Annotated in this window: 19 protein-coding genes; 12 read left to right on the forward strand and 7 right to left on the reverse strand. The window is 73.2% G+C overall.

What is annotated here, in order from left to right:
* Window positions 1-246: 246 nt before the first annotated feature.
* Window positions 247-2,703 carry a SpoIIE family protein phosphatase gene (locus OHU35_RS05350; protein WP_189724243.1) on the reverse strand — a complete coding sequence of 819 codons (2,457 nt, stop codon included), beginning with the start codon at window positions 2,701-2,703 and terminating at the stop codon, window positions 247-249.
* Window positions 2,704-2,952: 249 nt separating this feature from the next.
* On the opposite strand from OHU35_RS05350, the gene OHU35_RS05355 reads away from it, so the two are divergent.
* The 6 genes from OHU35_RS05355 to OHU35_RS05380 all read left to right on the forward strand — a co-directional run bounded on the left by OHU35_RS05355 (window position 2,953) and on the right by OHU35_RS05380 (window position 9,715).
* Window positions 2,953-4,302 (forward strand): MFS transporter, encoded by a 1,350-nt coding sequence (locus tag OHU35_RS05355; RefSeq protein ID WP_189724244.1) that lies wholly within the window; start codon window positions 2,953-2,955, stop codon window positions 4,300-4,302.
* Window positions 4,303-4,324: 22 nt separating this feature from the next.
* Window positions 4,325-4,984: a response regulator transcription factor gene (locus OHU35_RS05360; RefSeq protein ID WP_189724245.1), complete on the forward strand. Its 660-nt coding sequence runs from the start codon at window positions 4,325-4,327 to the stop codon at window positions 4,982-4,984.
* 26 nt (window positions 4,985-5,010) lie between these two features.
* Window positions 5,011-6,402, forward strand: a complete 1,392-nt coding sequence (locus OHU35_RS05365; RefSeq protein WP_233878629.1) for a HAMP domain-containing sensor histidine kinase — start codon at window positions 5,011-5,013, stop codon at window positions 6,400-6,402.
* Window positions 6,399-7,403 carry a TAXI family TRAP transporter solute-binding subunit gene (locus tag OHU35_RS05370; RefSeq protein ID WP_189724247.1) on the forward strand — a complete coding sequence of 335 codons (1,005 nt, stop codon included), beginning with the start codon at window positions 6,399-6,401 and terminating at the stop codon, window positions 7,401-7,403. Before OHU35_RS05365 ends, OHU35_RS05370 begins: the two co-directional genes overlap by 4 nt.
* A gap of 54 nt (window positions 7,404-7,457) precedes the next feature.
* Window positions 7,458-8,402 carry an RNA polymerase sigma factor SigJ gene (gene sigJ, locus OHU35_RS05375; protein WP_189724248.1) on the forward strand — a complete coding sequence of 315 codons (945 nt, stop codon included), beginning with the start codon at window positions 7,458-7,460 and terminating at the stop codon, window positions 8,400-8,402.
* 101 nt (window positions 8,403-8,503) lie between these two features.
* Complete coding sequence (locus OHU35_RS05380; protein ID WP_405504878.1) at window positions 8,504-9,715, forward strand: NAD(P)/FAD-dependent oxidoreductase; 1,212 nt, start codon at window positions 8,504-8,506, stop codon at window positions 9,713-9,715.
* A 50-nt stretch (window positions 9,716-9,765) separates the two neighbouring features.
* On the opposite strand, the gene OHU35_RS05385 is transcribed toward OHU35_RS05380, so the two are convergent.
* Window positions 9,766-11,139 (reverse strand): hypothetical protein, encoded by a 1,374-nt coding sequence (locus tag OHU35_RS05385; protein WP_405504880.1) that lies wholly within the window; start codon window positions 11,137-11,139, stop codon window positions 9,766-9,768.
* An 81-nt stretch (window positions 11,140-11,220) separates the two neighbouring features.
* On the opposite strand from OHU35_RS05385, the gene OHU35_RS05390 reads away from it, so the two are divergent.
* Window positions 11,221-12,453, forward strand: a complete 1,233-nt coding sequence (locus tag OHU35_RS05390) for a molybdopterin-dependent oxidoreductase (protein WP_405504881.1) — start codon at window positions 11,221-11,223, stop codon at window positions 12,451-12,453.
* A 316-nt stretch (window positions 12,454-12,769) separates the two neighbouring features.
* Here OHU35_RS05390 and OHU35_RS05395 read toward each other — a convergent pair whose 3' ends face one another.
* The 3 genes from OHU35_RS05395 to OHU35_RS05405 are packed head-to-tail and all read right to left on the reverse strand — an operon-like array spanning window position 12,770 to window position 14,849.
* Complete coding sequence (locus OHU35_RS05395; RefSeq protein WP_405504883.1) at window positions 12,770-13,534, reverse strand: class I SAM-dependent methyltransferase; 765 nt, start codon at window positions 13,532-13,534, stop codon at window positions 12,770-12,772.
* Window positions 13,531-14,148 (reverse strand): DUF2064 domain-containing protein, encoded by a 618-nt coding sequence (locus tag OHU35_RS05400; protein WP_359895223.1) that lies wholly within the window; start codon window positions 14,146-14,148, stop codon window positions 13,531-13,533. Before OHU35_RS05400 ends, OHU35_RS05395 begins: the two co-directional genes overlap by 4 nt.
* Window positions 14,145-14,849, reverse strand: a complete 705-nt coding sequence (locus tag OHU35_RS05405) for a glycosyltransferase family 2 protein (protein ID WP_189724254.1) — start codon at window positions 14,847-14,849, stop codon at window positions 14,145-14,147. Before OHU35_RS05405 ends, OHU35_RS05400 begins: the two co-directional genes overlap by 4 nt.
* 122 nt (window positions 14,850-14,971) lie before the next feature.
* On the opposite strand from OHU35_RS05405, the gene OHU35_RS05410 reads away from it, so the two are divergent.
* Both OHU35_RS05410 and OHU35_RS05415 read left to right on the forward strand, forming a co-directional pair.
* Complete coding sequence (locus OHU35_RS05410; protein ID WP_405504885.1) at window positions 14,972-15,703, forward strand: response regulator transcription factor; 732 nt, start codon at window positions 14,972-14,974, stop codon at window positions 15,701-15,703.
* A complete protein-coding gene (locus OHU35_RS05415; protein WP_189724256.1) occupies window positions 15,700-16,812 on the forward strand; it encodes a sensor histidine kinase KdpD in 1,113 nt (370 codons plus the stop codon). Before OHU35_RS05410 ends, OHU35_RS05415 begins: the two co-directional genes overlap by 4 nt.
* Window positions 16,813-16,873: 61 nt before the next feature.
* Here OHU35_RS05415 and OHU35_RS05420 read toward each other — a convergent pair whose 3' ends face one another.
* Window positions 16,874-17,875: an NAD-dependent epimerase/dehydratase family protein gene (locus OHU35_RS05420; RefSeq protein ID WP_405504887.1), complete on the reverse strand. Its 1,002-nt coding sequence runs from the start codon at window positions 17,873-17,875 to the stop codon at window positions 16,874-16,876.
* A gap of 104 nt (window positions 17,876-17,979) precedes the next feature.
* On the reverse strand, window positions 17,980-18,606 hold the full coding sequence (locus tag OHU35_RS05425) for a glyoxalase (protein WP_359895218.1): 627 nt from the start codon (window positions 18,604-18,606) through the stop codon (window positions 17,980-17,982).
* Window positions 18,607-18,750: 144 nt separating this feature from the next.
* Between OHU35_RS05425 and OHU35_RS05430 the strand changes: the two genes are divergently transcribed.
* The 3 genes from OHU35_RS05430 (at window position 18,751) to OHU35_RS05440 (ending at window position 22,795) form a co-directional block, all read left to right on the forward strand.
* On the forward strand, window positions 18,751-19,644 hold the full coding sequence (locus OHU35_RS05430; RefSeq protein WP_189724259.1) for an SDR family oxidoreductase: 894 nt from the start codon (window positions 18,751-18,753) through the stop codon (window positions 19,642-19,644).
* A 115-nt stretch (window positions 19,645-19,759) separates the two neighbouring features.
* A complete protein-coding gene (locus OHU35_RS05435) occupies window positions 19,760-21,385 on the forward strand; it encodes an SDR family oxidoreductase (RefSeq protein WP_267943501.1) in 1,626 nt (541 codons plus the stop codon).
* A gap of 36 nt (window positions 21,386-21,421) precedes the next feature.
* Window positions 21,422-22,795, forward strand: coding sequence for a cryptochrome/photolyase family protein (locus OHU35_RS05440; RefSeq protein WP_405504889.1), 1,374 nt, complete (start codon window positions 21,422-21,424; stop codon window positions 22,793-22,795).
* Window positions 22,796-22,802 lie beyond the last annotated feature (7 nt).

Consider the following 22,802-nt stretch of genomic DNA (forward strand, 5'->3'; position numbering starts at 1 on the left):
ACACAGGGACCTTCGCCCGCGAGATGAGGCTGGCCCCGTGATCCCAGCGAAACACCCCCTGACCTGCGATGTACCAAAGTGCCAACTATCTCTCTGATTCCCTACTTCCAGTGGCAGAACCTAGTTGGCATCAGCGCAGGTCACGAAAGTTGCCTAGTGCCAACTAGCGGTCCTGGTCACACCCTATGTGGGCCCCCAGCCCGGTGGGACGCGGTTGGCTTGTCCGACGCCCCCGCCACACCCCGGTCACATCGCGGCCGGCCCGGATTCGCCGGTCGACAGGGCCTGTTCCGCCCAGATGGTCTTCCCGCGGCGTGCGTGGCGGGTGCCCCACCTCCGGCTGAGCTGAGCGACCAGGAGCAGGCCGCGTCCGCCTTCGTCGTAGGTGAGGGCGCGGCGGAGGTGTGGTGCGGTGCTGCTGGAGTCGGACACCTCGCAGATCAGGTTGCGGTCCAGGATCAGGCGCAGTTGGATGGGCGGCTCGCCGTAGCGGATGGCGTTGGTGATCAGTTCGCTGACCACGAGTTCGGTGACGAACGCGTCCTCTTCCAGGTTCCACTGCTGCATCTGCCGTATGACGCTGCGCCGGATCCGGGCGACCTCGGACGGTTCCGGCAGTACGTCCCAGGTGGCCACATGGCCGGAGTCCAGGGCCTTCGTCCGGGCCAGCAGCAGCGCCACGTCGTCGGCCGCGCGGTCCGGGAGCAGGGCCTGCAGCACCTCGTCGCAGGTGCTCTCCAACGAGGATCCCGCTCGGGCCAGCGTCTTGAGCAGGTCGTCGACCCCCTGGTCGATGTCGCGCCCACGCGTCTCGACGAGACCGTCGGTGTACAGCGCGAGCAGGCTGCCTTCGGGCAGCTCGATCTCGGTCGACTCGAACGGCAGACCGCCCAGCCCCAGTGGGGGTCCGGCGGGAAGATCCAGCAGAAACGGTTCGCTGCCGGGGATGAGCAGCGCCGGCGCGGGATGGCCCGCGCGTGCCACGCAGCAGCGTCGGCTGACCGGGTCGTAGACGGCGTAGAGACAGGTGGCGCCGATGTCGGCGACGCTGCCGGGTGCGTCCTCGCCCTCGGCCGACAGCCGGTCCACCAGATCGTCCAGGTGCGTCATGAGCTCGTCGGGCGGGAGGTCGACGTCTGCCAGGGTGCGCACGGTCGCGCGCAGCCGCCCCATGGAGGCCGAGGCCTGGATCCCGTGACCCACGACGTCGCCGACGACAAGGGCCACCCGGGCGCCGGAGAGCGGGATGACGTCGAACCAGTCGCCTCCCACACCGGCCTGCGCGCTGGCCGGCAGATAGCGCGAGGCGGTCTCGACCGCGGGCTGCCGGGGATGTCCCTGCGGCAGCAGGCTGCTCTGCAGGGTCAGCGCGGTGGTGCGCTCCCGGGTGTAGCGACGGGCGTTGTCGATGCTCAGAGCGGCCCGGGCGGTGATCTCCTGGCCCAGGAGCAGGTCGTCCTCCGTGAAGGGTTCCGGACTCCGGTGCCGGGTGAAGGTGGCCACGCCGAGCGTGATGCCGCGGGCCCGCATCGGAACCGCCAGGACCGAGTGGAAGCCGAAGCGCCGTACCCGTTCCGCCCGATCCGGGGCCTGGCTCTCCCACCTGGCCACCCCGGTCGGGGTCACCTCATGGATCAGGGGTTGTCCCGAGGCGAGGACCTCGGCCGCCGGTGACACGTTCGGGTAGACGGCGACCGTACCCAGCTCCACCACGGCTTCGGGGCAGCCCGGAAGCACCGACTGGTTGGCCACCCGGCGCAGCATGACCGGACTGGGCAGGGTCATGGCGCGCAGTTCCTGGTCGTCCTCGATGTCGGGGAGCAGGTCCACGGTGACGAAGTCCGCCAGCTGCCCGACGGCGACGTCGGCCAGCTCCTGAGCGGTCTGGGTCAGGTCGAGGGTGGTGCCGATACGGACCCCGGCCTCGGCGACCAGGGCGAGGCGCTGCCGGGCCACATGCTCCGCGGTCGTGTTGTGGGCGGACAGGAGGACGCCCTGCACCATGCCGTCGGGGTCGTGCACGGGCGCCAGGGTCACCGACCACAGGCTCTCCCACCGATCGCCGGTCAGTTGCAGGGCGGACCGCAGGTGCTCTCGTTCGCCGGTCTCCAGGACCCGCCGCATCAGGTGTTCGGTGCGGTCGCTCTCCGCGTCGAGGACGATCTCCGACACCCGTAGCCCGCGCATCTCGGCTTCGGTCAGGCCCATCACGCGTTCCATGTCCGCGTTGGCCCGCAGCAGCCGCAGCCGCGTGTCGTAGAGCGCCGTGGTGCAGGGGGACTGGGTGAGTGACCACCCGAGCAGGCTGTCCTCGTCGAGCTCCGTGCGGGAGCGGGCGACCGGCGAGACGAGAAGCCACTCATGGCCGTGGCCGTCGCCGGAGGAGCCCCGCTCACGGCGGTGGGCCAGCAGACTCACCCGGACGAGGCGGCCATCCCGGTGGCGGAGGGTCACCGCGCCGTTCCACCGGCGTAGTCCCGCGAGGGACCGCAGCGTGTCGACGGGCGGCTCGTCGGCGAGCAGCACGGTCGCGGAACGGCCCGTGACCTCCGGCTCCCGGTACCCCAGCAGCCGCCGTGCGCCTTCGCTCCACCCGGTCAGCCTGCCGTGTGCGTCCACGACCGCTCTGGCCGTTGCCGCCTCTCCGTCGGCCTGCACCGGCTCCGCCACCGGCTCGTCCCCGGTGGTTCCCGGTTGCCTCATCGCGCCATCCTGCCCAAAGCAGCACCGGACCCTGATCGCTATACACGGCATTGAGTGCAAACCAGGATAATTGAGTATTCATCTGTGGTCACCATCTGGCGAGGTACCGTGCGGCTCCTGACGGCAGACGTCCCGGCCTCAGCGGCCGGGAAGCCCTAAGGGACTGTAAGGACTTGGCTCCCGACATTGAACGGCCCTGTTCACGCCGTCGACTCTGTGTGCTTCCGGGCCGCAGACAAGGGAGTTCCGATGGCCACACAGACCACCGCCGAGCGTGCGCGGAAACCGCGCCGCGACGAACGCAGGGTCGTCAGCAATATCGTGCGCGGATCGATCGGCAACCTGATCGAGTGGTACGACTGGTACGCGTACACCGCGTTCAGCGTCTACTTCGCGTCCGTCTTCTTCCCCTCCGGCGACCAGACCGCTCAGCTGCTGAACACCGCCGCGGTGTTCGCCGTCGGCTTCCTGATGCGGCCGATCGGCGGCTGGGTGCTGGGCCGCTACGCCGACCGCCGTGGCCGCCGCGCCGCGCTGACGCTGTCGGTGACGCTGATGGCGGCCGGTTCGCTGATCGTCGCGCTGACCCCGTCGTACGGCTCGATCGGGGTCGCCGCGCCGATCCTCCTGGTCACCGCGCGGCTGCTGCAGGGGCTCTCGGTGGGAGGTGAGTACTCGACCTCCGCCACCTATATGTCCGAGGTGGCCACGCCCGGCCGCCGCGGCTACTACTCGAGCTTCCAGTACGTCACCCTCATCGCCGGCCAGCTGACGGCGCTCGGCCTGCAGATCGTCCTGCAGCAGGTGCTCAGCCCCGCGCAGATGGATTCCTGGGGCTGGCGGGTCGCGTTCGTCGTCGGCGCCGCCGGGGCGGTGATCGTGCTGTGGCTGCGGCGCGGCATGGACGAGTCCGAGAGCTTCGAGCGCGCCGCGTCGGAAGGCGAGAAGGAGGAGGGCGGCCCGGCCCGCGGCAGCCTGCGGCTGCTGCTGTCCTACCCGCGCCAGTGCCTGGTCGTCGTGGGGCTGACCATGGGCGGCACGCTGTTCTTCTACACGTACACGACCTACCTGCAGAAGTTCATGGTCAACACCAGCGGCATCGCCAAGCCGACGGCTGCCTGGATCAACTTCTTCGCACTGCTCGTGTTCGTCCTGCTCCAGCCGGTCATGGGCCTGCTCTCCGACCGGGTGGGGCGGCGTCCCCTGCTGATCGCGTTCGGCGTGCTGGGCACCGTCGTCGTGGTGCCCTCGCTGACCCTGCTGTCGCACACCAGCGACCCCGTGTACGCGTTCCTGCTCATGGTCGGGCCGCTGGCCGTCAGCTCCCTGTACACCTCGATCAGCGCGGTGGTGAAGGCCGAGCTGTTCCCGACCTCGATCCGGGCGCTCGGCGTCGGCCTGCCGTACGCACTGACCGTGGCCGTGTTCGGCGGTACCGCCGAGTACATCGCCCTCTGGTTCAAGAAGGCCGGACACGAGAACTGGTACTTCTACTACGTGACCGCCTGTGTCCTGATCTCGCTGCTCGTCTACATTCGGATGCGCGAGACCTCCGACGCGTCGCCACTGGACGAGGACGATTCCCGGTCTCGCGACTGACGAGGCGGGAAAGGAGGCAGTCGTGCGGGTGCTGCTGGCCGAGGACGACGACGGTGTGGCGGGCGCGCTGACCGAGGCCCTGTACGACAACGGCCACGCGCCGGCCAGGGTGAAGCGCGGCGAGGACGTCCTCGCCCGCCACCGGCAGGCGGACCTGCTGCTGCTCGACCTCGGCCTGCCCGACCTGGACGGCCTGGAGGTGCTGCGCAAGCTGCGCGCGGTCAGCCCCCTGCCCGTGGTGGTGCTGACCGCGCGGGGCGACGAACGGTCGGTGGTGCGCGGCCTGCGACTGGGTGCCGACGACTACCTGGTCAAGCCGGTCCGGCTGGCCGAGCTGCTGGCCCGCATCGACGCGGTCGCCCGGCGGGCCGCGACGCCCTCGGCTCCGGCGCCCCGCACGGTGCGTGCCGGGGACGTCGAGGTCGATCTGGACGCCCGCCGGGTGCTGGTCGGCGGCGTGGAGGTGCGGTTGACCACCAAGGAGTTCGAGGTGCTCGCCGCGCTGGCGGCCCGGGCTGGCACGGCGGTCAGCCGGCAGCAGCTGATGGACGAGGTGTGGGGCGACGCCTTCCTCGCCGTGTCCCGCTCGCTCGACGTGCACCTCACCCAGGTGCGGGCCAAGCTCGGCCGCCCCGAGGTGCTGACCACCATCCGCGGCTTCGGCTACCGCTTCGGCGACTGAGCCGGTTCTCACGGCAGGCCCTGTTCATGCGCACCCGTGTCCTCACCGTGGTCCTGGCCTTCGTGGTCCTCGCCGTGGCCGGCTTCGCCGTCCCGCTGCTGGCCGTCACCTCGGCGCAGCGCACCCAGCAGCTCGTCGCGGCGCGCACCGCCGACCTCGACCGATTCGCCGGGCTGGCCGAGCAGGCCGCCGAGAGCGACGACACCGGCGCGCTCACCGCCGACGTGCGGCGCTACACCGAGCTGTACGGCGAGGCCGTCGTGGTCGTCGACGCCCGCCGCGCCCCGGTGGTGCAGACGGGCGGCCTGCGCGCCGCCGACCCGGCCGTCGCCCGGCTCGTCGACGCGGCGCTGCGCAACCAGCCCGTCTCCCCCGGTGGGACGCTGCGGCCCTGGTCCCGGGCCGACCGGCTGCTCGCCCGTCCCGTGGGCACCGGCACCAGGGTGTCCGGCGCCGTGGTGCTGCGGGCCTCGGTGCGGGTCGCCGCGGACGACATCGCCCTGCGCTGGGCGCTCGTCCTGGCCGGGTCCGGTCTGTTCGCCGTGGCCTGTGTGCTACTCGCCCGCCGGGCCACGCGATGGGTGGTGCGGCCGCTGCACCGCCTGGACCGCGCGGTCGGCACCCTGGCCGCCGGGCTGCCGCCCGAGCACGCGCGGGCCGGCGGCCCGCCGGAGCTGCGCCAGCTGGCCACCGGCTTCAACCGCATGGCCGACGGGGTCACCACCGCGCTGGAACAGCAGCGCCGGCTCGTCGCCGACACCTCGCACCAGCTGCGCAACCCCCTGGCCGCCCTGCGGCTGCGCATCGACTCGCTCCAGCCCCACCTGCGCACCTCCGCGACCCGCACCTACACCGGGGTGACGGCCGAACTGGAACGCATGGAGCATCTCCTCGACGACCTGCTCACCCTGGCGAACGCCGAGCACCGCGCCGGCGAACTGGCCGTCACGGAGGCGCGGGAGTCGTGCTGCGACGCGACGGCCGTTACCGCGGCCCAGGCCCGGCTGTGGCAGCCGGTGGCCGAACAGGCCGGAGTCCACCTGGAGTTCGTCCCCGGCCCCGCCGTCCTCATGGCCTGCCCGGAGGGGGAGCTGGCCCAAGTGGCCGACGTCCTCTTCGACAACGCGATCAAGTACGCGGGGAGCGGCGCGCGTGTGGAGACGCGCTGCCTCACCGAGGGCCCGGACGCCGTGCTCGAGGTACGGGACGACGGGCCGGGCCTCGCGACCGGCGAACTCCCCCGGGCGGGCACCCGCTTCTGGCGCTCGGAACGGCACCGCGAGGTGCGCGGCAGCGGCCTCGGTCTGGCGATCGCCGAGCGGCTGGTGGCCGGTCACGCCGGACACGTCGAGTTCACGGCGGCCGAACCGCACGGCCTGCGCGTCCGGGTCGTACTCCCGAAGGGGCACACGGCATGACCGGCCCCGCCCTCCCCATGGCCCGCCGCACCGCCCTGCGCGCCGCGCTCGCCGCGGCGGGCACCGGCCTGCTCGCGGGCTCCGCGGCGGCCGACACACGGCGCGCGGACCGCGGCCCGCAGGGAGATCTGCGCATCGCGACCGGCGAGACCGACGGCTTCTACACGGCCTTCGGCCGACTGCTCGCCGCCCAGGTCACGGCCGCCTACCCGCGGCTGTCCTGCGAGGTGGTCAACAGCGAGGGCAGCGTGGACAACGTGCGGATGCTCCAGGCCCGGCGGGCCGACGTGGCACCGGCCCTGTCGGACATCGCGTGGGCGGCGTACGGCGGCACCGCACCGTTCGACCGCCGCGTCCCGCTGCGCGCGATCGGCCGGGTCTACGAGAACTACGTGCAACTGGCCGTGCGCTCCGACGCTCCCATCCACACGGTGACCGACCTGGCGGGCCGCACCGTCTCCTTGGGCGCGGCCGCGTCCGGCGGTGCGGTGCTCGGTGACCGTCTGCTGCGTGCCGCGGGCCTGACCCCCGGCACCGACGTCCAGGTCAGGCATCTGCTGATGCCGCAGGCGGCCCGTGCGATGCGGGCCGGAACGATCGACGCCCTGCTGGTCGCCGGGGGCGTACCGCTTCCCGTGCTCTCCGGGCTCGACACGCAGCCCGGTATCCGCCTGCTGCCCCTGTCCGGCCTGCTGCCCAGGCTGCGCGCCGGCCTCGGCCCGGCCGGATCGGGTCTGGAGGCGGTGTCGGTGCCGGCCGGGGCGTACCGGAAGACCCCCGAAGTCCCCACCATCGGCGTCGCCAACCTCCTGCTCTGCCGTCCCGACCTCCCCGCCCCCGTCGCCGCCGCCCTCACCCACGTCCTGGTCCGCCGGGCCACCCGCCTCGTCCCGGCCCCGGCCCTCGGCACGCAGTTCCTCGACGCCCGCAGCCTGATCTCCACGGGCGCCGTCCCCCTGCATCCGGGGGCGGTCGCCGCCTATCGCGAACTGCACGGGTAGCGGCGGCGCTTCGCTTCCGTCCCTCAGCAGCCGCGCGCGGGCTAAGATCCCGTCATGGCCCTGACCATGAACGACGTGGACCGGTTCGAGGCAGCGAGGCCCCGCCTGGAGGCCATCGCCTACCGTCTGCTCGGTTCCGCGAGCGAGGCCGAGGACGCCGTGCAGGAGACCTTCCTGCGCTGGCAGGCCGCCGTCGTCGACCGCATCGAGGTCCCCGAGGCCTGGCTGACGAAGGTGCTCACCAATCTGTGCCTCAACCAGCTCACCTCGGCCCGAGCGCGGCGCGAGACCTACGTGGGCCAGTGGCTCCCCGAGCCGGTGCTCGCCGGGGACCCCATGCTCGGCCCGGCCGACACAGCCGAACAGCGCGAATCGGTCTCGTACGCGGTCCTCGCCCTGCTGGAGCGCCTCTCCCCCAACGAGCGGGCGGTGTACGTCCTGCGGGAGGCGTTCGCCTACCCGCACCGGGAGATCGCCGAGATCCTCGACATCACCGAGGCCGCCGCCCAGCAGATCCTCCACCGCGCCAAGAAGCACGTCGCCGACGGCAAGGCCCGCACCGAGGTCGACGAGGCCGCCGCCCGGCGGATCGTCGACGAGTTCCTCGCGGCCGCCACCAGCGGCCGGACCGAGCCGCTCGTGCGGCTGCTCACCCAGGACGCCATCGCGGTCGGCGACGGCGGCGGGAAGGTCCCGGCCCGCGCCCGGGCGTTCGAGGGTGCCCTCGCCGTCGCGAAGTTCATGCGGGGCCTGTTCAAGCCCGGTAAGGCCAAGCGCGACCTGGTCGGCGGCTCACCCGACGTCTACGCCACGACCGCCAACGGCGACCCCGCACTCGTGGTGGTCCTCGACGGCCGGGTCATCGGCATCATGTGCCTGGAGGTCGCCCCCGACGGCATCGCCGCGTTCCGCAACCAGGTCAACCCCGACAAGCTCGAACGCGCGACCAGACGGTGGGCGGCCACCGACCACGGCGATCCCCTGCTCAGGGTCTTCTGACCCAGCCGACCCCATGTGACGTGCTTCACATCGCGTTCCTGTCAGGAAACGGCGGGCCGCCCGGTTCAAGGGGCGAGTCCCGCTCACGACAGGAGCCCGAAATGCAGCACCGCATCGTCGTCCTCGGAGCCGGCTACACCGGAGCCATCGCCGCCGGCCGCCTCGCCAGGCGGCTGCACCGTGAAGACGTCGCCATCACCCTCGTCAACGCCGAGCCCGACTTCATCGAGCGGGTCCGGATGCACCAGCTCGCGGCCGGCCAGGACCTCAGGCCCCGGCCCTTCAGCGAGATGTTCGCGGGCACCGGCGTCACACTGAAGCTCGCGAAGGTCACCGGCGTCGACGTCGACCGCAAGACCGTCGCCGTGGTCGACGCGAGCGGCCCCGGGGAGCCGGAGACCGAGGAACTGGCGTACGACACCCTCGTGTACGCCCTCGGCAGCGGCTGGAACGACCAGGGCGTCCCCGGCGTCGCCGAGCACGCCCACCAGATCGCCGGCCGCCCCGGCGCACTGCGGTTGCGCGAGCGCCTGGCCCGCCTGGACGCCGGAGAGTCCGTGGTCGTCGTCGGCGGCGGACTCACCGGCCTGGAGGCCGCGACCGAGATCGCCGAGGCCCGCCCGGACCTCGACGTCGCCCTCGCCGCCCGCGGCGAACTCGGCGACTGGCTCTCGGCCAAGGGCCGCCGGCACCTGCGGAAGGTCTGCGACAAGCTCGGCATCACCGTCCACGAGCACGCCTCCGTCACCGGCGTCGAGGCCGACCGCGTCACCACCGCCGACGGCGGGACGATCCCCGCCGCGGCCACCGTGTGGACCACCGGCTTCGCCGTCCACCCGCTCGCGCGGGCCACCACCCTGGACGTCACCGACACCGGCCAGATCCTGGTCGACGGAACGATGCGCTCGGTCTCGCACCCGGACGTGTACGCCATCGGCGACGCGGCCCTGGCCATGGGCCCCGGCGACAAGCCGCTGCGGATGTCGTGCGCCTCCGGCACCCCCATGGCGTGGCAGGCCGCCGACGCCATCGCGGCCCGCCTGACCGGCGGGAAGCTCCCGAGCGCGTCGATCCGCTACTTCAATCAGTGCATCTCGCTGGGCCGCAAGGAAGGCCTGATCCAGTACGTCACCGCCGACGACCGCGCCGTCCGGGCGGCCCTGACGGGCCGGCTCGCCGCCGCCTACAAGGAACTGATCTGCAAGGGCGCGGCCTGGGGCGTCGCCAATCCGATGCTCGGCCTGCCGACCCGCCGCCGCCACGTCGTCCGGCAGCCGGCCCGGGCGGATGCGCCGCTCAGGACAGCGGCCTGACCCGCACGGCGGCCCGGCGGCCACGTCGTCGCAAACGACGGCGTACGCGGTCACCACCCGGTGGACAGCAGATGGTTGAGCAGCAGCGCGAGCAGCGCCTGGGCGGTGAGCCAGGCGCGGGGGCGGGGCAGGAACGCGCACGCCGGGAGGAGCCACACAGCGAAGGGCAGCCAGATGCGTTCCGTCTCCGCCTTGCTCATCCCGGACAGGTCGGCGACCAGCAGGGCGAGCAACGCGGCGGCCACGAGGAGCGCGAGGCGGGTCTCGGCGGCCCGGTCGGGGGTGTCGGTGCGGCGGTGGAGCAGCACCGCACCCGTCCGGCGCAGGCCCGCCGCGGTCGCCAGGCCCGTGATGAGCACCGTGCAGGCCAGGTTGGCCCATACCCAGTAGCCATAGGGCCGGATGCCGCCCGCGCCCTGGTGGTAGCGCGTGACCAGCAGGTGGTACGCCTCCCACCAGTCGAACCCGGCGAGCGTGAACGCGGTGGGAACGACGGCCAGTCCGGCGAGCAGCGGCACCAGCAGGGCGGGGCGCTCCCGGATCCCGTGCCGGCCGAGCGCCAGTACCGCCGCCGCGATCAGCGCGACGAGTGTGAGGCCGTACGACAGGTAGCAGGTCAGTCCGAACAGCAGACCCGACGCCCCCGCCCACCGGAGCGACCGTCTCGTGACCGCCAGCGCCAGCAGCGCCACCGCCCACGCGGAGACCGCCGCGAAGTACGCGTCGGCCGAAGTGCCCGTCCACACGGCGGCCGGTGCCAGGACGAGGTAGGGCGCCGCCCTGCGGGCGAGCGCCTCGCCGGCCAGGACACGGATCGTGACCAGCACGGCGACGCAGGCCGTCGCCCCGGCGGTGACGCACCACATGCCCGCCCAGCCGCCGCCCCGCAGCCCGATCCGGTCCAGCAGGACGAAGGTGAGCGTGGCCGCGGGCGGGTGACCGGCGACATGGGCGGGCCAGTTGTCGGGGGAGTCGAGAAGGATGTGGTGGGTGAAGTCCCGCAACGCCGCCGGGATGTCGTCGAAACGATCGATGACCTGGAGGTACTCGTGCCGGGTGGTGAGCCTGTGCGCGATGCCCCGGTGCCAGCCGTCGATCAGGGCCAGGGAGCAGATCCACGCCATGGCCGTACCCCAGGCCAGGGGAAGCAGGGTCCGCCAAGGGAGGCGGGCCCCGAGAGCGGGGCCGTGGGCCACGGTGGCGATCGCGACCACCAGGGCCGCGGGAGTGCCCGGGCCCGTATGCGGGCCCCAGGACGCCAGTAGCGGGGGCCAGTCGACGAACAGCGTGCGGCTGGTGCCCTGGATGCGGCGGCCGATCAGTACGGCCGCCGTCACGAGCAGCGCGGCGGCCCCGGCGGCGTACAGGTCACGGCGGAGGGAGCGGTTCACAGTCGGAACGCTAGGTCGACGGGGTGGGCACATGCCGCTGTCCGGGCCGGACGTCAGCGTTTCGTCATGGGTCGCGCACCGTTTCCCGGGGTGGTCCGGGCCTAACGTCGGGACATGCGAGACGACCCACGGCTTCCTTCCTCACCGGGCTTCTGGCGCAGCCCCCTGCGCGGCCCCTGGTTCACCTCGGTGCTGGGCCTCGTCCTGCTCGCCGGCATCACCGTGCTGTTCGTGACGGGACTCGTCTCGTACGCCGCCTACAACCCGGGCCTGTCGCCGGTGAACGACCAGACCCCGGACAAGGGGATCCTCGGCTTCTACCTCTTCGCCTGGCCGACGCACCCGCACTGGCTGTACCGGCTCAACCAGGGCGTCCACGTCACCCTCGGCATCACCCTGATCCCCGTGCTGCTGGCCAAGCTCTGGTCCGTGGTGCCGAGGCTGTTCGCGCTGCCGCCGGCCCGCTCGCTCGCGCACGCCCTGGAGCGGATCTCGCTGCTGCTCCTGGTGGGCGGCGCGCTGTTCGAGTTCGTGACCGGTGTGCTCAACGTGCAGCTCGACTACGTCTTCCCCGGTTCCTTCTACCCGCTGCACTTCTACGGAGCATGGGTGTTCTTCGCCGCCTTCGTCGCCCACGCCCTGCTGAAGATGCCCACGGCTGTGCGCAATCTGCGGCACCTCCGAGAAGAGAAGAACGACCTGGTGACTCCGCGCCCCGCCGAGCCGACCGTCTCCCGGCGGGGTGCCCTGTGGTTCGTCGGGGGCGGCTCGCTGCTGCTGTTCGCGACGACGGCCGGGCAGAACGCCGACGGTCCGCTGCGGCGCACCGCCCTCCTCGCACCTCACGGCGGCGGCGAACCCGGCAGCGGCCCGAACGGGTTCCAGATCAACAAGACCGCCGCGTACGCCGGGATCGACGCGGCCGAGACGGGCGAGGACGCGTGGCGGCTCGTCGTGACGGGGCGGACCGGCACCATCCGCCTCAGCCGTGCCCAGCTCGCCGGACTCTCCCTGCACAGCTCCGCGTTGCCCATCGCCTGTGTGGAGGGCTGGTCGACGTCGGACCAGTGGTGGCGCGGGGTGCGGCTGCGCGACCTCGCGGCGCTCGTCGGGTACGACGACGACCCCCCGGACGTGTTCGTCGAGTCCCTTCAGGCACGCGGCGCCTTCCGCGAGGCCGCCCTGCGCGCCAACCAGGTGGCCGACGCGCGCTCCCTGCTCGCCCTGTACGTCAACGGCGAGGACCTGTCCCCCGACCACGGCCACCCGGCGCGGATCATCGTGCCCGCGGCGCCCGGTGTGCTCAACACCAAGTGGGTGGCCCGGATGACGTTCGGAGACCTGTGATGCGACGGCCGCAGATCCCGCTCGGAAGCCCCTTCCACCTTCTCCTGCTCGCCTGCTCGTTCGCGCTCGCCGCCTACGCGGGGGTGCGGCTGCTCGCGGACGACTGGTTCGGCGTGGCGCTGTGGTTCGTGGGCGCGGCACTGCTGCACGACCTGGTGCTGCTGCCGTTGTACGCGGCCCTGGACCGGGCGGTCGTACGAGGGCTCGGCGCGGTCCGCCGCCGGGAATGGACGATGTACGTGCGCGTACCGGCCGCCCTCTCCGCTCTCCTGCTTCTCGTGTGGTTCCCGCTGATCGGCGGCATGGTGGAGCGGCGCTACCGATCCGCCACCGGCCTGCCCGCGGACGTGTTCCTCGCCCGCTGGCTGCTGATCACCGCCGTCCTCTTCGGCGGCTCGGCACTGCTGCTGGGGATACGCCTGCTGCGGGAGCGCAGGGCGGTGAAGCACCGTCCGCCGGCCGTCCACTGACCGGCCCGCGTCCAGTCACGGGCGTACCGGAGCAGGGCGGGCGTGCCGAGCCGGGCCCAGGGGAAGGGGTCGTCGGCACCGTGTGGGTCCGTGAGGTCGACGACCCGTACCTGGGCGCGTTCGTCGATGTCCACCGGGGCGGTCTCGGCGATCAGCAGCCCGCCGGGGCGCAGGAGTTCGGCCACCCGGTCCAGCAGGGCACGCGGGTCGCCGCCGATGCCGATGTTGCCGTCCATGAGCAGGACGGTGTCCCAGCGGCCCTCGCCGGGCAGCGGCTCGAACACCGAACGCCGCAGCGCCTGACCGCCGAGCCGCACCGTCTGGTCCACGGCGGCCTCGCTGACGTCGATGCCGAGGACGACCCGGCCCCGGGCGGCGAGCTCCGCGACCAGCCGCCCGGGCCCGCACCCCACGTCCAGCACGGCCCCCTCGCACCGGTCCAGCACGTCCCGGTCGACGGCGTCGGCCCGGGCACACCAGCGTTCCACCTCCAGCGGCAGCAGCCAGCCGTCGCAGCGGCGCAGGAACAGAGGCCCGCGACCGGCGCGCAGGGCAGCGGCGTAGGGGTCGGCGGCCGCCCAGGCGAGGGCGGTGGCGGGCGCGGTGCTCATCGGGGAACGGCCGGCGCGTACCGGGCCAGCCGCGCGGCGAACCGGCCGTGCGGGGCGAGCGCGGCGACCGCCTCGGCGTCGGCGGCGGTGTCGACGTCCCGCAGCCGGGGCAGGTCCCGTACCCGCAGCCCGGCCAGGACGAGCCGCTCGCGTTGGACGGCGCCGGTCACCGGTGTGGACATCGGGACGCCGCGCAGCAGGGCGGGATCGGGTTCCGCCAGCCCCAGTGCCCAGAAACCGCCGTCCTCCGCCGGGCCGAACCAGGCGTCGCCCTCGCCGAAGTCGACGGTGAGCAGCCCGGGCGTCACCTGGGGCGTGTCCATTCCGATGAGCAGGGCCGGTCCGGTACACCGCGCGAAGGCGTCCGCCAGCCGCTCGTCCAGTCCTCCCGCGCACTGCCGTACGACCTCGAAGCCGGCCGGCAGCCAGGGGCCGGGCTGCCCGTCGAGGACGAGGAGCCTGCGGTCGGCCGGGGTCGCCACGACCGCGTCCAGGGTGTCGGCGAGGGACGCCTCGGCGAGGGACGCGGCCTCCCGGGGTGTGAACGGCGGGGTGAGCCGCGTCTTGACCCGACCGGGTCGCGGCTCCTTGGCGATGACGAGGAGTGTGGTCACCGTGCGTCCCTCTCGACGGCCGGGGCCCCGCCCGGCACTTCGGCCAGGACGCGACTCATGTCCCGTACGGCGTGCCAGGTGCCGCGCCACGTGCCCGTCACCTTCGAGGCCCCGGTGCGCGGCAGATACGGCACGTCGTACTCGGCGATCCGCCAGCCGGCATCGGCCGCGCGGACCACCATCTGGAGCGGATAGCCGCTGCGCCGGTCGGTGAGGTCGAGGGCGAGCAGCGGCTCGCGGCGGGCGGCGCGCAGGGGGCCGAGGTCACGCAGCCGCAGCCCGGTGCGGCGGCGCAGCATCCGCGCGAGCGCGAGGTTGCCGGCCCGGGCGTGCGCGGGCCAGGCGCCCCGGCCCTGCGGGCGCCGCCTGCCGAGCACGAGGTCGGCCTCGCCTTCGCGCACTCGGCGCACGAAGGGGATGAGGAGCGACGGGTCGAGGGAGGCGTCGCAGTCGCAGAAGCACACGACGTCGGCGGTGGCGGCGGTCAGCCCGGCGTGGCAGGCCGCGCCGAAGCCCCGGTGCGGCTCGCGTACGACGGTCGCGCCGAACGCGCGGGCGACCTGGGCCGAGCCGTCGGTGGAACCGTTGTCGACGACGAGTGCGCGCCAGCCCGGCGGGATCCGTTCGAGGACCCAGGGCAGGGCCTCGGCCTCGTTCAGGCAGGGCAGCACCACGTCGACGTCCGAAGGAATCGTCTTCACGGCTTCACCCTACGAACGCGAATCAGGCATATCGGACTGCCGCTCCTTACGAAACGCGGACGTCGGCGGCCCGGAGGGCTCCGGGCACGGCATCGGAGGCGGCCCGGTGCCAGGCTGGGGGCATGCAGCAGCCCCATCAGCAGGACGAGGCCCTCGACGGGTCCCCGCGGATCCTGGTCGTCGACGACGATCCGACCGTCGCCGAGGTCGTCGCCGGGTATCTGGACCGCGCCGGTTACGTCGTCGACCGCGCGGACGACGGCCCGACGGCCCTCACGCGTGCCGCCGCGCACTGGCCGGACCTGGTCGTCCTCGACCTGATGCTGCCCGGGATGGACGGCCTGGAGGTGTGCCGGCGGATGCGGGGGCACGGACCGGTGCCGGTCATCATGCTCACCGCCCGTGGCGACGAGGACGACCGCATCCTCGGCCTGGAGGTCGGCGCCGACGACTACGTCACCAAGCCCTTCAGCCCCCGCGAACTGGTCCTGCGCGTGGAGTCGGTCCTGCGCCGCAGCAGGCCCGCGACCCCCGGGCACCGGCTGGGGGCGGCCGGTCTGACCGTCGACCCGGCGGCCCGCCGGGCCACCAGGAACGGCTCCGAACTCGCCCTCACCCTCCGCGAGTTCGACCTGCTCTCCTTCTTCCTGCGCCACCCGGGGCGGGCCTTCGGCCGTGAGGACCTGATGCGGGAGGTGTGGGGGTGGGACTTCGGCGATCTGTCGACGGTCACCGTCCACATCCGCCGCCTGCGCGGCAAGGTCGAGGACGACCCGGCCCGGCCGCGGCTGATCCAGACCGTGTGGGGCGTGGGCTACCGCTTCGACCCCGCCGGAGAGGAGACCGGGTCGTGAACGACACCCTCCTCATCGCCCTGTACGCCTTCGCCGGAGCGGCGGCCACCGGCCTGGCCGGAGCCGGCGCACTGCGCCTGATCCGGCGCCGCTCGCTCACCGCCTCGTTCGCCGTGGTCGCGGCGGTCGGCGTCGTCGCGATGCTCGCGGGCACCCTCGCCGTCGCCTGGGCGATGTTCCTGTCGGCTCACGACCTGACCGTGGTCACGACCGTCGTCGCCATGGCGGCCGTCGTCTCCCTCGCCACCGCGCTGCTGCTGGGCCGCTGGGTCGTGGCCCGCAGCCGCGAACTCGCCGTGGCCGCACGCTCCTTCGGCGACGGCGGGGACTTCGCCGCTCCCGACGGACCGACGACCGCCGAACTGGAGGACCTGAGCCGCGAGTTGGCCGCCACCAGCGCCCGCCTCGCCGAGTCCCGGGACCGGGAACGAGCGCTGGAGACCTCCCGGCGCGAACTCGTCGCCTGGATCTCGCACGACCTGCGCACCCCGCTGGCCGGTCTGCGCGCCATGTCCGAGGCCCTGGAGGACGGCGTCGCCGCCGACCCCGACCGCTATCTGAAGCAGATCCGCACCGAGGTCGAGCGCCTCAACGACATGGTCGGCGACCTCTTCGAACTCTCCCGCATCCACGCCGGCACCCTGCCCCTGAGCCTCACCCGGATCTCCCTCTACGACCTGGTCGGCGACGCGCTGGCGGGAGCCGACCCGCTCGCCCGGGAACACGGGGTGCGGCTGGTGGGCGACCGTGTCGAGCCGGTACCCGTGGAGGTGGACGGCAAGGAGATGAGCCGGGTGCTCGGCAATCTGCTGGTCAACGCCATCCGCCGGACCCCGGCCGACGGCACGGTCGCCATCGCCGCGGAACGTTCCGCCGAGGGCGTGGTGCTGTCGGTGACGGACGCCTGCGGAGGCATCCCCGAGGAGGATCTGCCGCGCGTCTTCGACACCGGCTGGCGCGGCACGCACGCCCGGACGCCCCCGGCCGGCGCGGGCCTCGGCCTCGCCATCGTCCGGGGAATCGTGGAGGCCCACCAGGGCCGGGCCACCGTACGCAACATCCCCGGCGGGTGCCGTTTCGAGGTGGTGCTGCCCGCCGCCGCTTCCTGAACACGGGCAGCACCACCGGTCTTTCGCGAGCCGGGGCCCCGAGGGGCCGCGCGACAGGACGCTACGCGTCCCGCATCCCGGCCCGTGCGAACTCCGCCATGCCCTCTGCGAACCCGACTTCCGGCTTCCACCCCAGTCCGTCCCGCAGCCGCGACGAGTCCGCGGTGATGTGCCGTACGTCCCCGAGACGGTACTCGCCGGTGACGACGGGATCGGGCCCGCCGTACGCGGCGGCCAGCGCCCGCGCCATCTCGCCGACGGTGTGCGGGTCGCCGCTGCCGGTGTTGTACGCCGTCAGCACGCCCCGGGGCGCCTCGGCCTCCAGTGCCACCGCGCCCGCCTCCGCCACGTCGCGGACGTGCACGAAGTCCCGCCGCTGCCGCCCGTCTTCGAACACGCGCGGTGCCTCGCCCCGGGCGAGCGCCGAGCGGAAGAAGGAGGCGACACCGGCGTACGGGGTGTCGCGGGGCATGCCGGGCCCGTACACGTTGTGGTAGCGCAGCGACACCGCCGAGCCGCCCGTGCAACGGGCCCACGCGGCGGCGAGATGCTCCTGGGTCAGCTTGGTCGTCGCGTACACGTTCCGTGGATCGGCCGGAGCGTCCTCGCCGACCGGCCCGGGGACGAGATCAGCCCCGCAGACCGGACACGGCGGTTCGAACCGGCCCGCGTCGAGGTCCTCGACGGCACGCGGCCCGGGCCGTACGCCCCCGTGCCGGGGGCACTCGTACCGCCCCTCCCCGTAGACCACCATCGATCCGGCCAGCACGAGACGCCGTACACCTGCCTCCGCCATGGCGGCGAGCAGCACGGCCGTCCCGAGATCGTTGTGCGAGACGTACGCCGCCGCGTCGGCGACCCCGTCCCCGAGCCCGACCCTCGCGGCCTGGTGACACACGGCGTCCACACCGGCCAGGGCGCGGCCGACGGCCGCCGGATCACGCACGTCGGCGCCGGGCTCCTCCCGCATGTCGAACACGACCGCCTCGTGCCCACGCTCCCGGAGCACGGCGACGACATGGGACCCGATGAACCCGGCACCGCCGGTGACCAGTACGCGCATACGGCCACGCTAGGCCCGCACCGGCGCGGTGCCACGGGACCGCGCCGGTGCGTCATGACTCCGTAAGGTCCCGCGCCGTGCGTCGAACCGGGACAGCACCCGCTTCACAGCGACGCGTTCTCCGGCGCCGTCGCCCAGGCGAACCCGTCCGGGTCGGTGAAGGTCCCGGCGTCGCTGTCGACCGTGAGCCGGTGCGATCCGGTGCCGTCGGGTGAGATGCCGACGAGCTTGGCCAGGCCCCGGCGCTTGTACAGCGCCAGCTTGACCGGCCCCGACCCGGTGGCGAACTCGACGTACTTGCTGCCGAAGCTCTTCGCCACGGCGAGGCCGTGATCGACGTAGAACTGCTTGCTGGCCTTCACGTCCTCGACGCCGAGCAGGAGCACGATCTCGTCGATCTGCCGGGCGGCCGGGCCGGTGTTCTTCTTCGACGACGAGGCCACCTGCCAGATCGTCCCGTCCGGGGCCTGTACGACGCCCCCGTAGCCCCAGAGCGACTTGGCGGCGGGCTTCAGGGTCTTGGCACCGGCGTCCACGGCGGCGTCGACGAGGGCGTCCACGTTGGCCGGCTGGGACACCACGAGCGACAAGGTGAACCCGCGGAAGCCGCTGCTGGGTGCCTCCGAGGCCCGCAGGCGTACCTGACCGCCCAGGCCGAAGGCGGTGGTGAGGAAGCGTTCGGCGGCCGCGGGGTCGGCCACCTCGAGGGTGACGGATGCGATGGAAGTCATGACGTCGACGCTAGGTCCGCTCCGGGACCCGCGCTTCTCGAATCCTGACCGGAACGGCGCCGAGGCCGGGATGGCCGGCGTGCCGACGGCCCGGTCCGCGCCTAACGTGGGCCGGGCCAGCGCCGCCGCGGAGAGGAACGTGCCATGCCGGTCGCTCAGAGCCCCCTGCACGGTCGGACCGCCGTCGTGACCGGTGCGGCGCGCGGCCTCGGGGAGGCGATGGCCCGGGAGCTGTGCCGCCGGGGCGCGAGGGTGGCGCTGCTGGGCCGTGAGGAGCGGACGCTCGCCCGGGTGCGGGACAGCCTTCAGGGCGTGTCCGAGTGCTGGGAGGCCGATGTCACGGACGAGCGCCGGATGGCTCGCGTCGCCGACGAGATCCGTGCGCGGTTCGGGCCGCCCTCGGTGGTGATCGCCAACGCGGGAGTCGCCGAGGGCGGACCGTTCGCCGAGGCCGATCTCGACGTCTGGCGCCGGGTCGTCGAGGTGAACCTCGTCGGCAGTGCCGTCACCGCGCGGACGTTCCTGGCGGACCTCCTGGACACGCGGGGCTACTTCCTCCAGGTCGCGTCGCTCGCGTCCATCGGGGCCGCGCCGATGATGAGCGCCTACTGCGCGTCGAAGGCCGGGGTCGAGTCGTTCGCTCACGCGCTGCAGGCCGAGGTCGCCCATCGGCATGTGGGCGTGGGGATCGCGTACATCAACTGGACGGACACGGACATGGTCCGGGACGCCGACGCGCACGCGGTGCTGCGGGAGTTGCGCGGCCACATGCCGCGGCCGGCGCGCAAGGTGTATCCCGTCCCGTATGTCGCCGGCCGGCTGGTCACGGCGGTCGAGCGGCGCCGGCCGTCGGTCTACATGCCCCGTTGGCTGCGGTACACCCAGGTGGTGCGGGCGGCGATGCCGCCGGTCGTCACGCGGCTGTCGCGACGGGAACTGCCGCGTCTCGCCGCCCACGAGCCGTTCACGGCCACGGGGCTGCTCGGTGCCGGAGGCCGGGCCGACCAGGCGGCCGGCGTCGACACTCCGCCCGGTTGAACGCCCGCTCGGCGGTGTCGCGCATCCGTCGGCCGCTACGCGACCGAAGTGGTCGTGTGAGAGCGAATGCGGCCGGTCGCCCCGCCGCGACAGGCGCGGTCCCGCTGGTGCGGCCATGCTCGAAGGAGCGAGGCCACAACGCCGGAGCCCACACGTGGAGGAGCCGATCGTGGAGACACGCGGACAACGGGACGCACAGCGGCTGCACTGTCTGGTGACCGGGGCGTCCGGGTACATCGGCGGGCGTCTGGTGCCGGAACTGCTCCAGGCCGGCCACCGGGTCCGGTGTCTGGCCCGCTCCCCCGGCAAGCTTCGCGATCACCCCTGGGCGGGGCACGCCGAGACGGTCCGAGGCGATGTCACGGACGCCGATTCGGTCGCCGCCGCGATGCGAGGTGTCGACGTCGCGTACTACCTGGTGCACGCCCTGGGGACCGGTCCGGGCTTCGAGGACACCGACCGGAGGGCGGCCCGGGTCTTCGCCGAGCAGGCGCGCGCCGCCGGTGTGCGGCGGATCGTCTACCTCGGCGGGCTCACACCCGAGGACGTTCCCGAAGCGTCCCTCTCCCCGCATCTGCGGTCCAGGGCCGAGGTGGGACGCGTCTTCCTCGACGCGCCGGTGCCGGCCACCGTGTTGCGGGCGGCGGTCGTCATCGGCTCGGGATCGGCGTCCTTCGAGATGCTGCGATACCTGACCGAGCGGCTGCCGGTCATGGTCACGCCCAGTTGGGTGCACACCCGGACTCAGCCGATCGGCGTGCGGGACGTGCTGCGGTACCTGGTCGGTTCGGCGTCGATGCCGGATGACGTCGACCGTGCGTTCGACATCGGCGGGCCGGATGTCCTCACGTACCGGGAGATGATGGACCGGTACGCCGAGGTGGCAGGGCTGCGGCGCAGGCTCATCGTTCCGGTGCCGGTGCTCACCCCGAGGCTGTCCAGCCACTGGGTCGGCCTGGTGACCCCGGTGCCCGCCGCGCTCGCCCGGCCGCTGACGGAGTCGCTGCGCCACGAGGTCGTGTGCCGCGAGCACGACATCGCCCGGTACGTGCCCGACCTTCCGGGCCGGCCGCTGCCGTTCGACGCGGCGCTGGCACTGGCGTTGCGCAAGGTGCGGGAGGCGCAGGTCGTCACCCGCTGGTCGTCCGCCGCCGTGCCCGGGGCGCCCAGCGATCCCCTGCCCACCGACCCGGACTGGGCGGGCGGCAGCCTCTACGAGGACGAGCGGCACCTCTCGGTGGACGCGTCCCGGGAGTCGCTGTGGAAGGTGATCGAGGGCATCGGCGGCGACAACGGCTGGTACTCCTTCCCGCTCGCCTGGACGGTCCGGGGCTGGCTGGACCGTTTCGTCGGCGGTGTCGGTCTGCGCCGCGGACGACGGGACGCCGAGCGCCTGCGGGCCGGCGACTCACTGGACTTCTGGCGGGTCGAGGAGATCGAGCCGGGCCGGCTGCTGAGGCTGCGGGCGGAGATGCGCCTGCCCGGCCTGGCGTGGCTGGAGATGTACGCGGAGACGGACGACGCAGGGCGCACGCGCTACCGGCAGCGCGCCCTCTTCCATCCCCGGGGTCTGCTGGGGCACGCCTACTGGTGGTCCCTCTCCCCGTTTCACGCCGTCGTCTTCGGCGGCATGGCCCGCAACATCACCCAGGCCGCCGCCAAGGGCATGAGCGCGCGCCGGGCCGGGCCGCGTTCCGGCCGCATCCGGATCACGCGCCGCGACCGAAGAGTCCGGCAGTAGAGATCCGCACCGCATCGCCCCCTCAGGAGAGTCGCCATGACCGTCGCGGTCGTCCTGTTCACCTCGGATCTGCGGGTGCACGACCATCCGCCGCTGCGCGCCGCACTGGCGTGGGCGGACGAGGTGGTGCCGCTCTTCGTCCGCGATCCCGGTGTCCACGCGGCGGGCTTCGACGCGCCCAACCGCAGCGCCTTCCTCGCGGACTGCCTGGCCGACCTCGACGCCTCGCTGCGCCGGTGCGGCGGCCGGCTCGTCGTGCGCAAGGGCCCGGTCGTTCAGGAGGTCTGCGCGGTGGCCGCGGAGTGCGAGGCGACGGAGGTGCACCTCGCGGCGGGCGTCACGGGCTACGCCCACCGGCGGGAGCAGCAGTTGCGGGACGCGCTGAGCGGACAGGGCGTGGCGCTGCACGTGCACGACAGCGTGATCACGGCCGTCGCACCCGGCGCCGTGACGCCCGCGGGCAACGACCACTTCGCCGTGTTCACCCCCTACTTCCGCCGGTGGTCGCAGGAGCGGCTGAGGGATGTCTGCCCGGCGCCGCGCGTCGTGCACGTCCCGGACGCCGTGCGGGGCGAGCCGCTGCCCTCCCGGGAGGAACTGTCCGGCATCTCGCCGGGCCTGCCCACCGGGGGCGAGGCTCCTGGGCGCGACCGGTTCTCCCGCTGGGTACGCAGCGGCCTCTCCGATTACGAGGACCGGCACGACGATCTGGCGGGCGACGCGACCTCCAGGCTCTCGCCGTATCTGCACTTCGGTGCCCTGTCGCCGGTGGAGCTGGTCCAGCGCGCCCGCGAGCGCGGCGGGCCGGGGGCGGAGGCGTTCGTACGGCAGCTGTGCTGGCGCGACTTCCACCACCAGGTGCTGGCGGCGCGCCCGGACGCCTCACATCAGGACTACCGGACCCGGCACGACCGGTGGCGGACCGAGGACGAGGCCGCCGAGGACATCGCCGCGTGGCGGGACGGCCACACCGGCTACCCGGTCGTCGACGCCGCCATGCGCCAGCTGCGCCACGAGGGCTGGATGCACAACCGGGCGCGGCTGCTGGCGGCGAGTTTCCTGGCCAAGACCCTGTACGTGGACTGGCGGATCGGCGCCCGGCACTTCCTGGACCTGCTGGTGGACGGCGACATCGTCAACAACCAGCTCAACTGGCAGTGGGTCGCCGGGACCGGCACCGACACCCGTCCCCACCGTGTCCTCAACCCGGTCGTCCAGGGCAAACGCTTCGACGCGGCGGGAGGGTACGTGCGGCGGTGGGTGCCGGAACTGCGGGACGTGGCCGATGCCCGCATCCATGAGCCCTGGCGGCTGCTCGAACGTGAACGGGCGCGGCTGGAGTACCCGCAGCCGCTGATCGACCTCGGTGAGGGCCTGGCACGGTTCAAACACGCGCGCGGCCGGGACTGACGGCGGG

The sequence above is a fragment of the Streptomyces purpurascens genome, from assembly GCF_045040895.1.
In the GTDB taxonomy this organism is placed as follows: Bacteria; Actinomycetota; Actinomycetes; order Streptomycetales; family Streptomycetaceae; genus Streptomyces; species Streptomyces purpurascens.

Coding starts and splice junctions, on each gene's coding strand:
- OHU35_RS05350 (WP_189724243.1), bottom strand. CDS start 2,703: ATGAGGCAACCGGGAACCACCGGGGACGAGCCGGTGGCGGAGCCGGTG.
- OHU35_RS05355 (WP_189724244.1), top strand. CDS start 2,953: ATGGCCACACAGACCACCGCCGAGCGTGCGCGGAAACCGCGCCGCGAC.
- OHU35_RS05365 (WP_233878629.1), top strand. CDS start 5,011: ATGCGCACCCGTGTCCTCACCGTGGTCCTGGCCTTCGTGGTCCTCGCC.
- OHU35_RS05370 (WP_189724247.1), top strand. CDS start 6,399: ATGACCGGCCCCGCCCTCCCCATGGCCCGCCGCACCGCCCTGCGCGCC.
- sigJ (WP_189724248.1), top strand. CDS start 7,458: ATGGCCCTGACCATGAACGACGTGGACCGGTTCGAGGCAGCGAGGCCC.
- OHU35_RS05380 (WP_405504878.1), top strand. CDS start 8,504: ATGCAGCACCGCATCGTCGTCCTCGGAGCCGGCTACACCGGAGCCATC.
- OHU35_RS05385 (WP_405504880.1), bottom strand. CDS start 11,139: ATGTGCCCACCCCGTCGACCTAGCGTTCCGACTGTGAACCGCTCCCTC.
- OHU35_RS05390 (WP_405504881.1), top strand. CDS start 11,221: ATGCGAGACGACCCACGGCTTCCTTCCTCACCGGGCTTCTGGCGCAGC.
- OHU35_RS05395 (WP_405504883.1), bottom strand. CDS start 13,534: ATGAGCACCGCGCCCGCCACCGCCCTCGCCTGGGCGGCCGCCGACCCC.
- OHU35_RS05410 (WP_405504885.1), top strand. CDS start 14,972: ATGCAGCAGCCCCATCAGCAGGACGAGGCCCTCGACGGGTCCCCGCGG.
- OHU35_RS05420 (WP_405504887.1), bottom strand. CDS start 17,875: ATGCGCGTACTGGTCACCGGCGGTGCCGGGTTCATCGGGTCCCATGTC.
- OHU35_RS05425 (WP_359895218.1), bottom strand. CDS start 18,606: ATGACTTCCATCGCATCCGTCACCCTCGAGGTGGCCGACCCCGCGGCC.
- OHU35_RS05430 (WP_189724259.1), top strand. CDS start 18,751: ATGCCGGTCGCTCAGAGCCCCCTGCACGGTCGGACCGCCGTCGTGACC.
- OHU35_RS05435 (WP_267943501.1), top strand. CDS start 19,760: ATGCTCGAAGGAGCGAGGCCACAACGCCGGAGCCCACACGTGGAGGAG.
- OHU35_RS05440 (WP_405504889.1), top strand. CDS start 21,422: ATGACCGTCGCGGTCGTCCTGTTCACCTCGGATCTGCGGGTGCACGAC.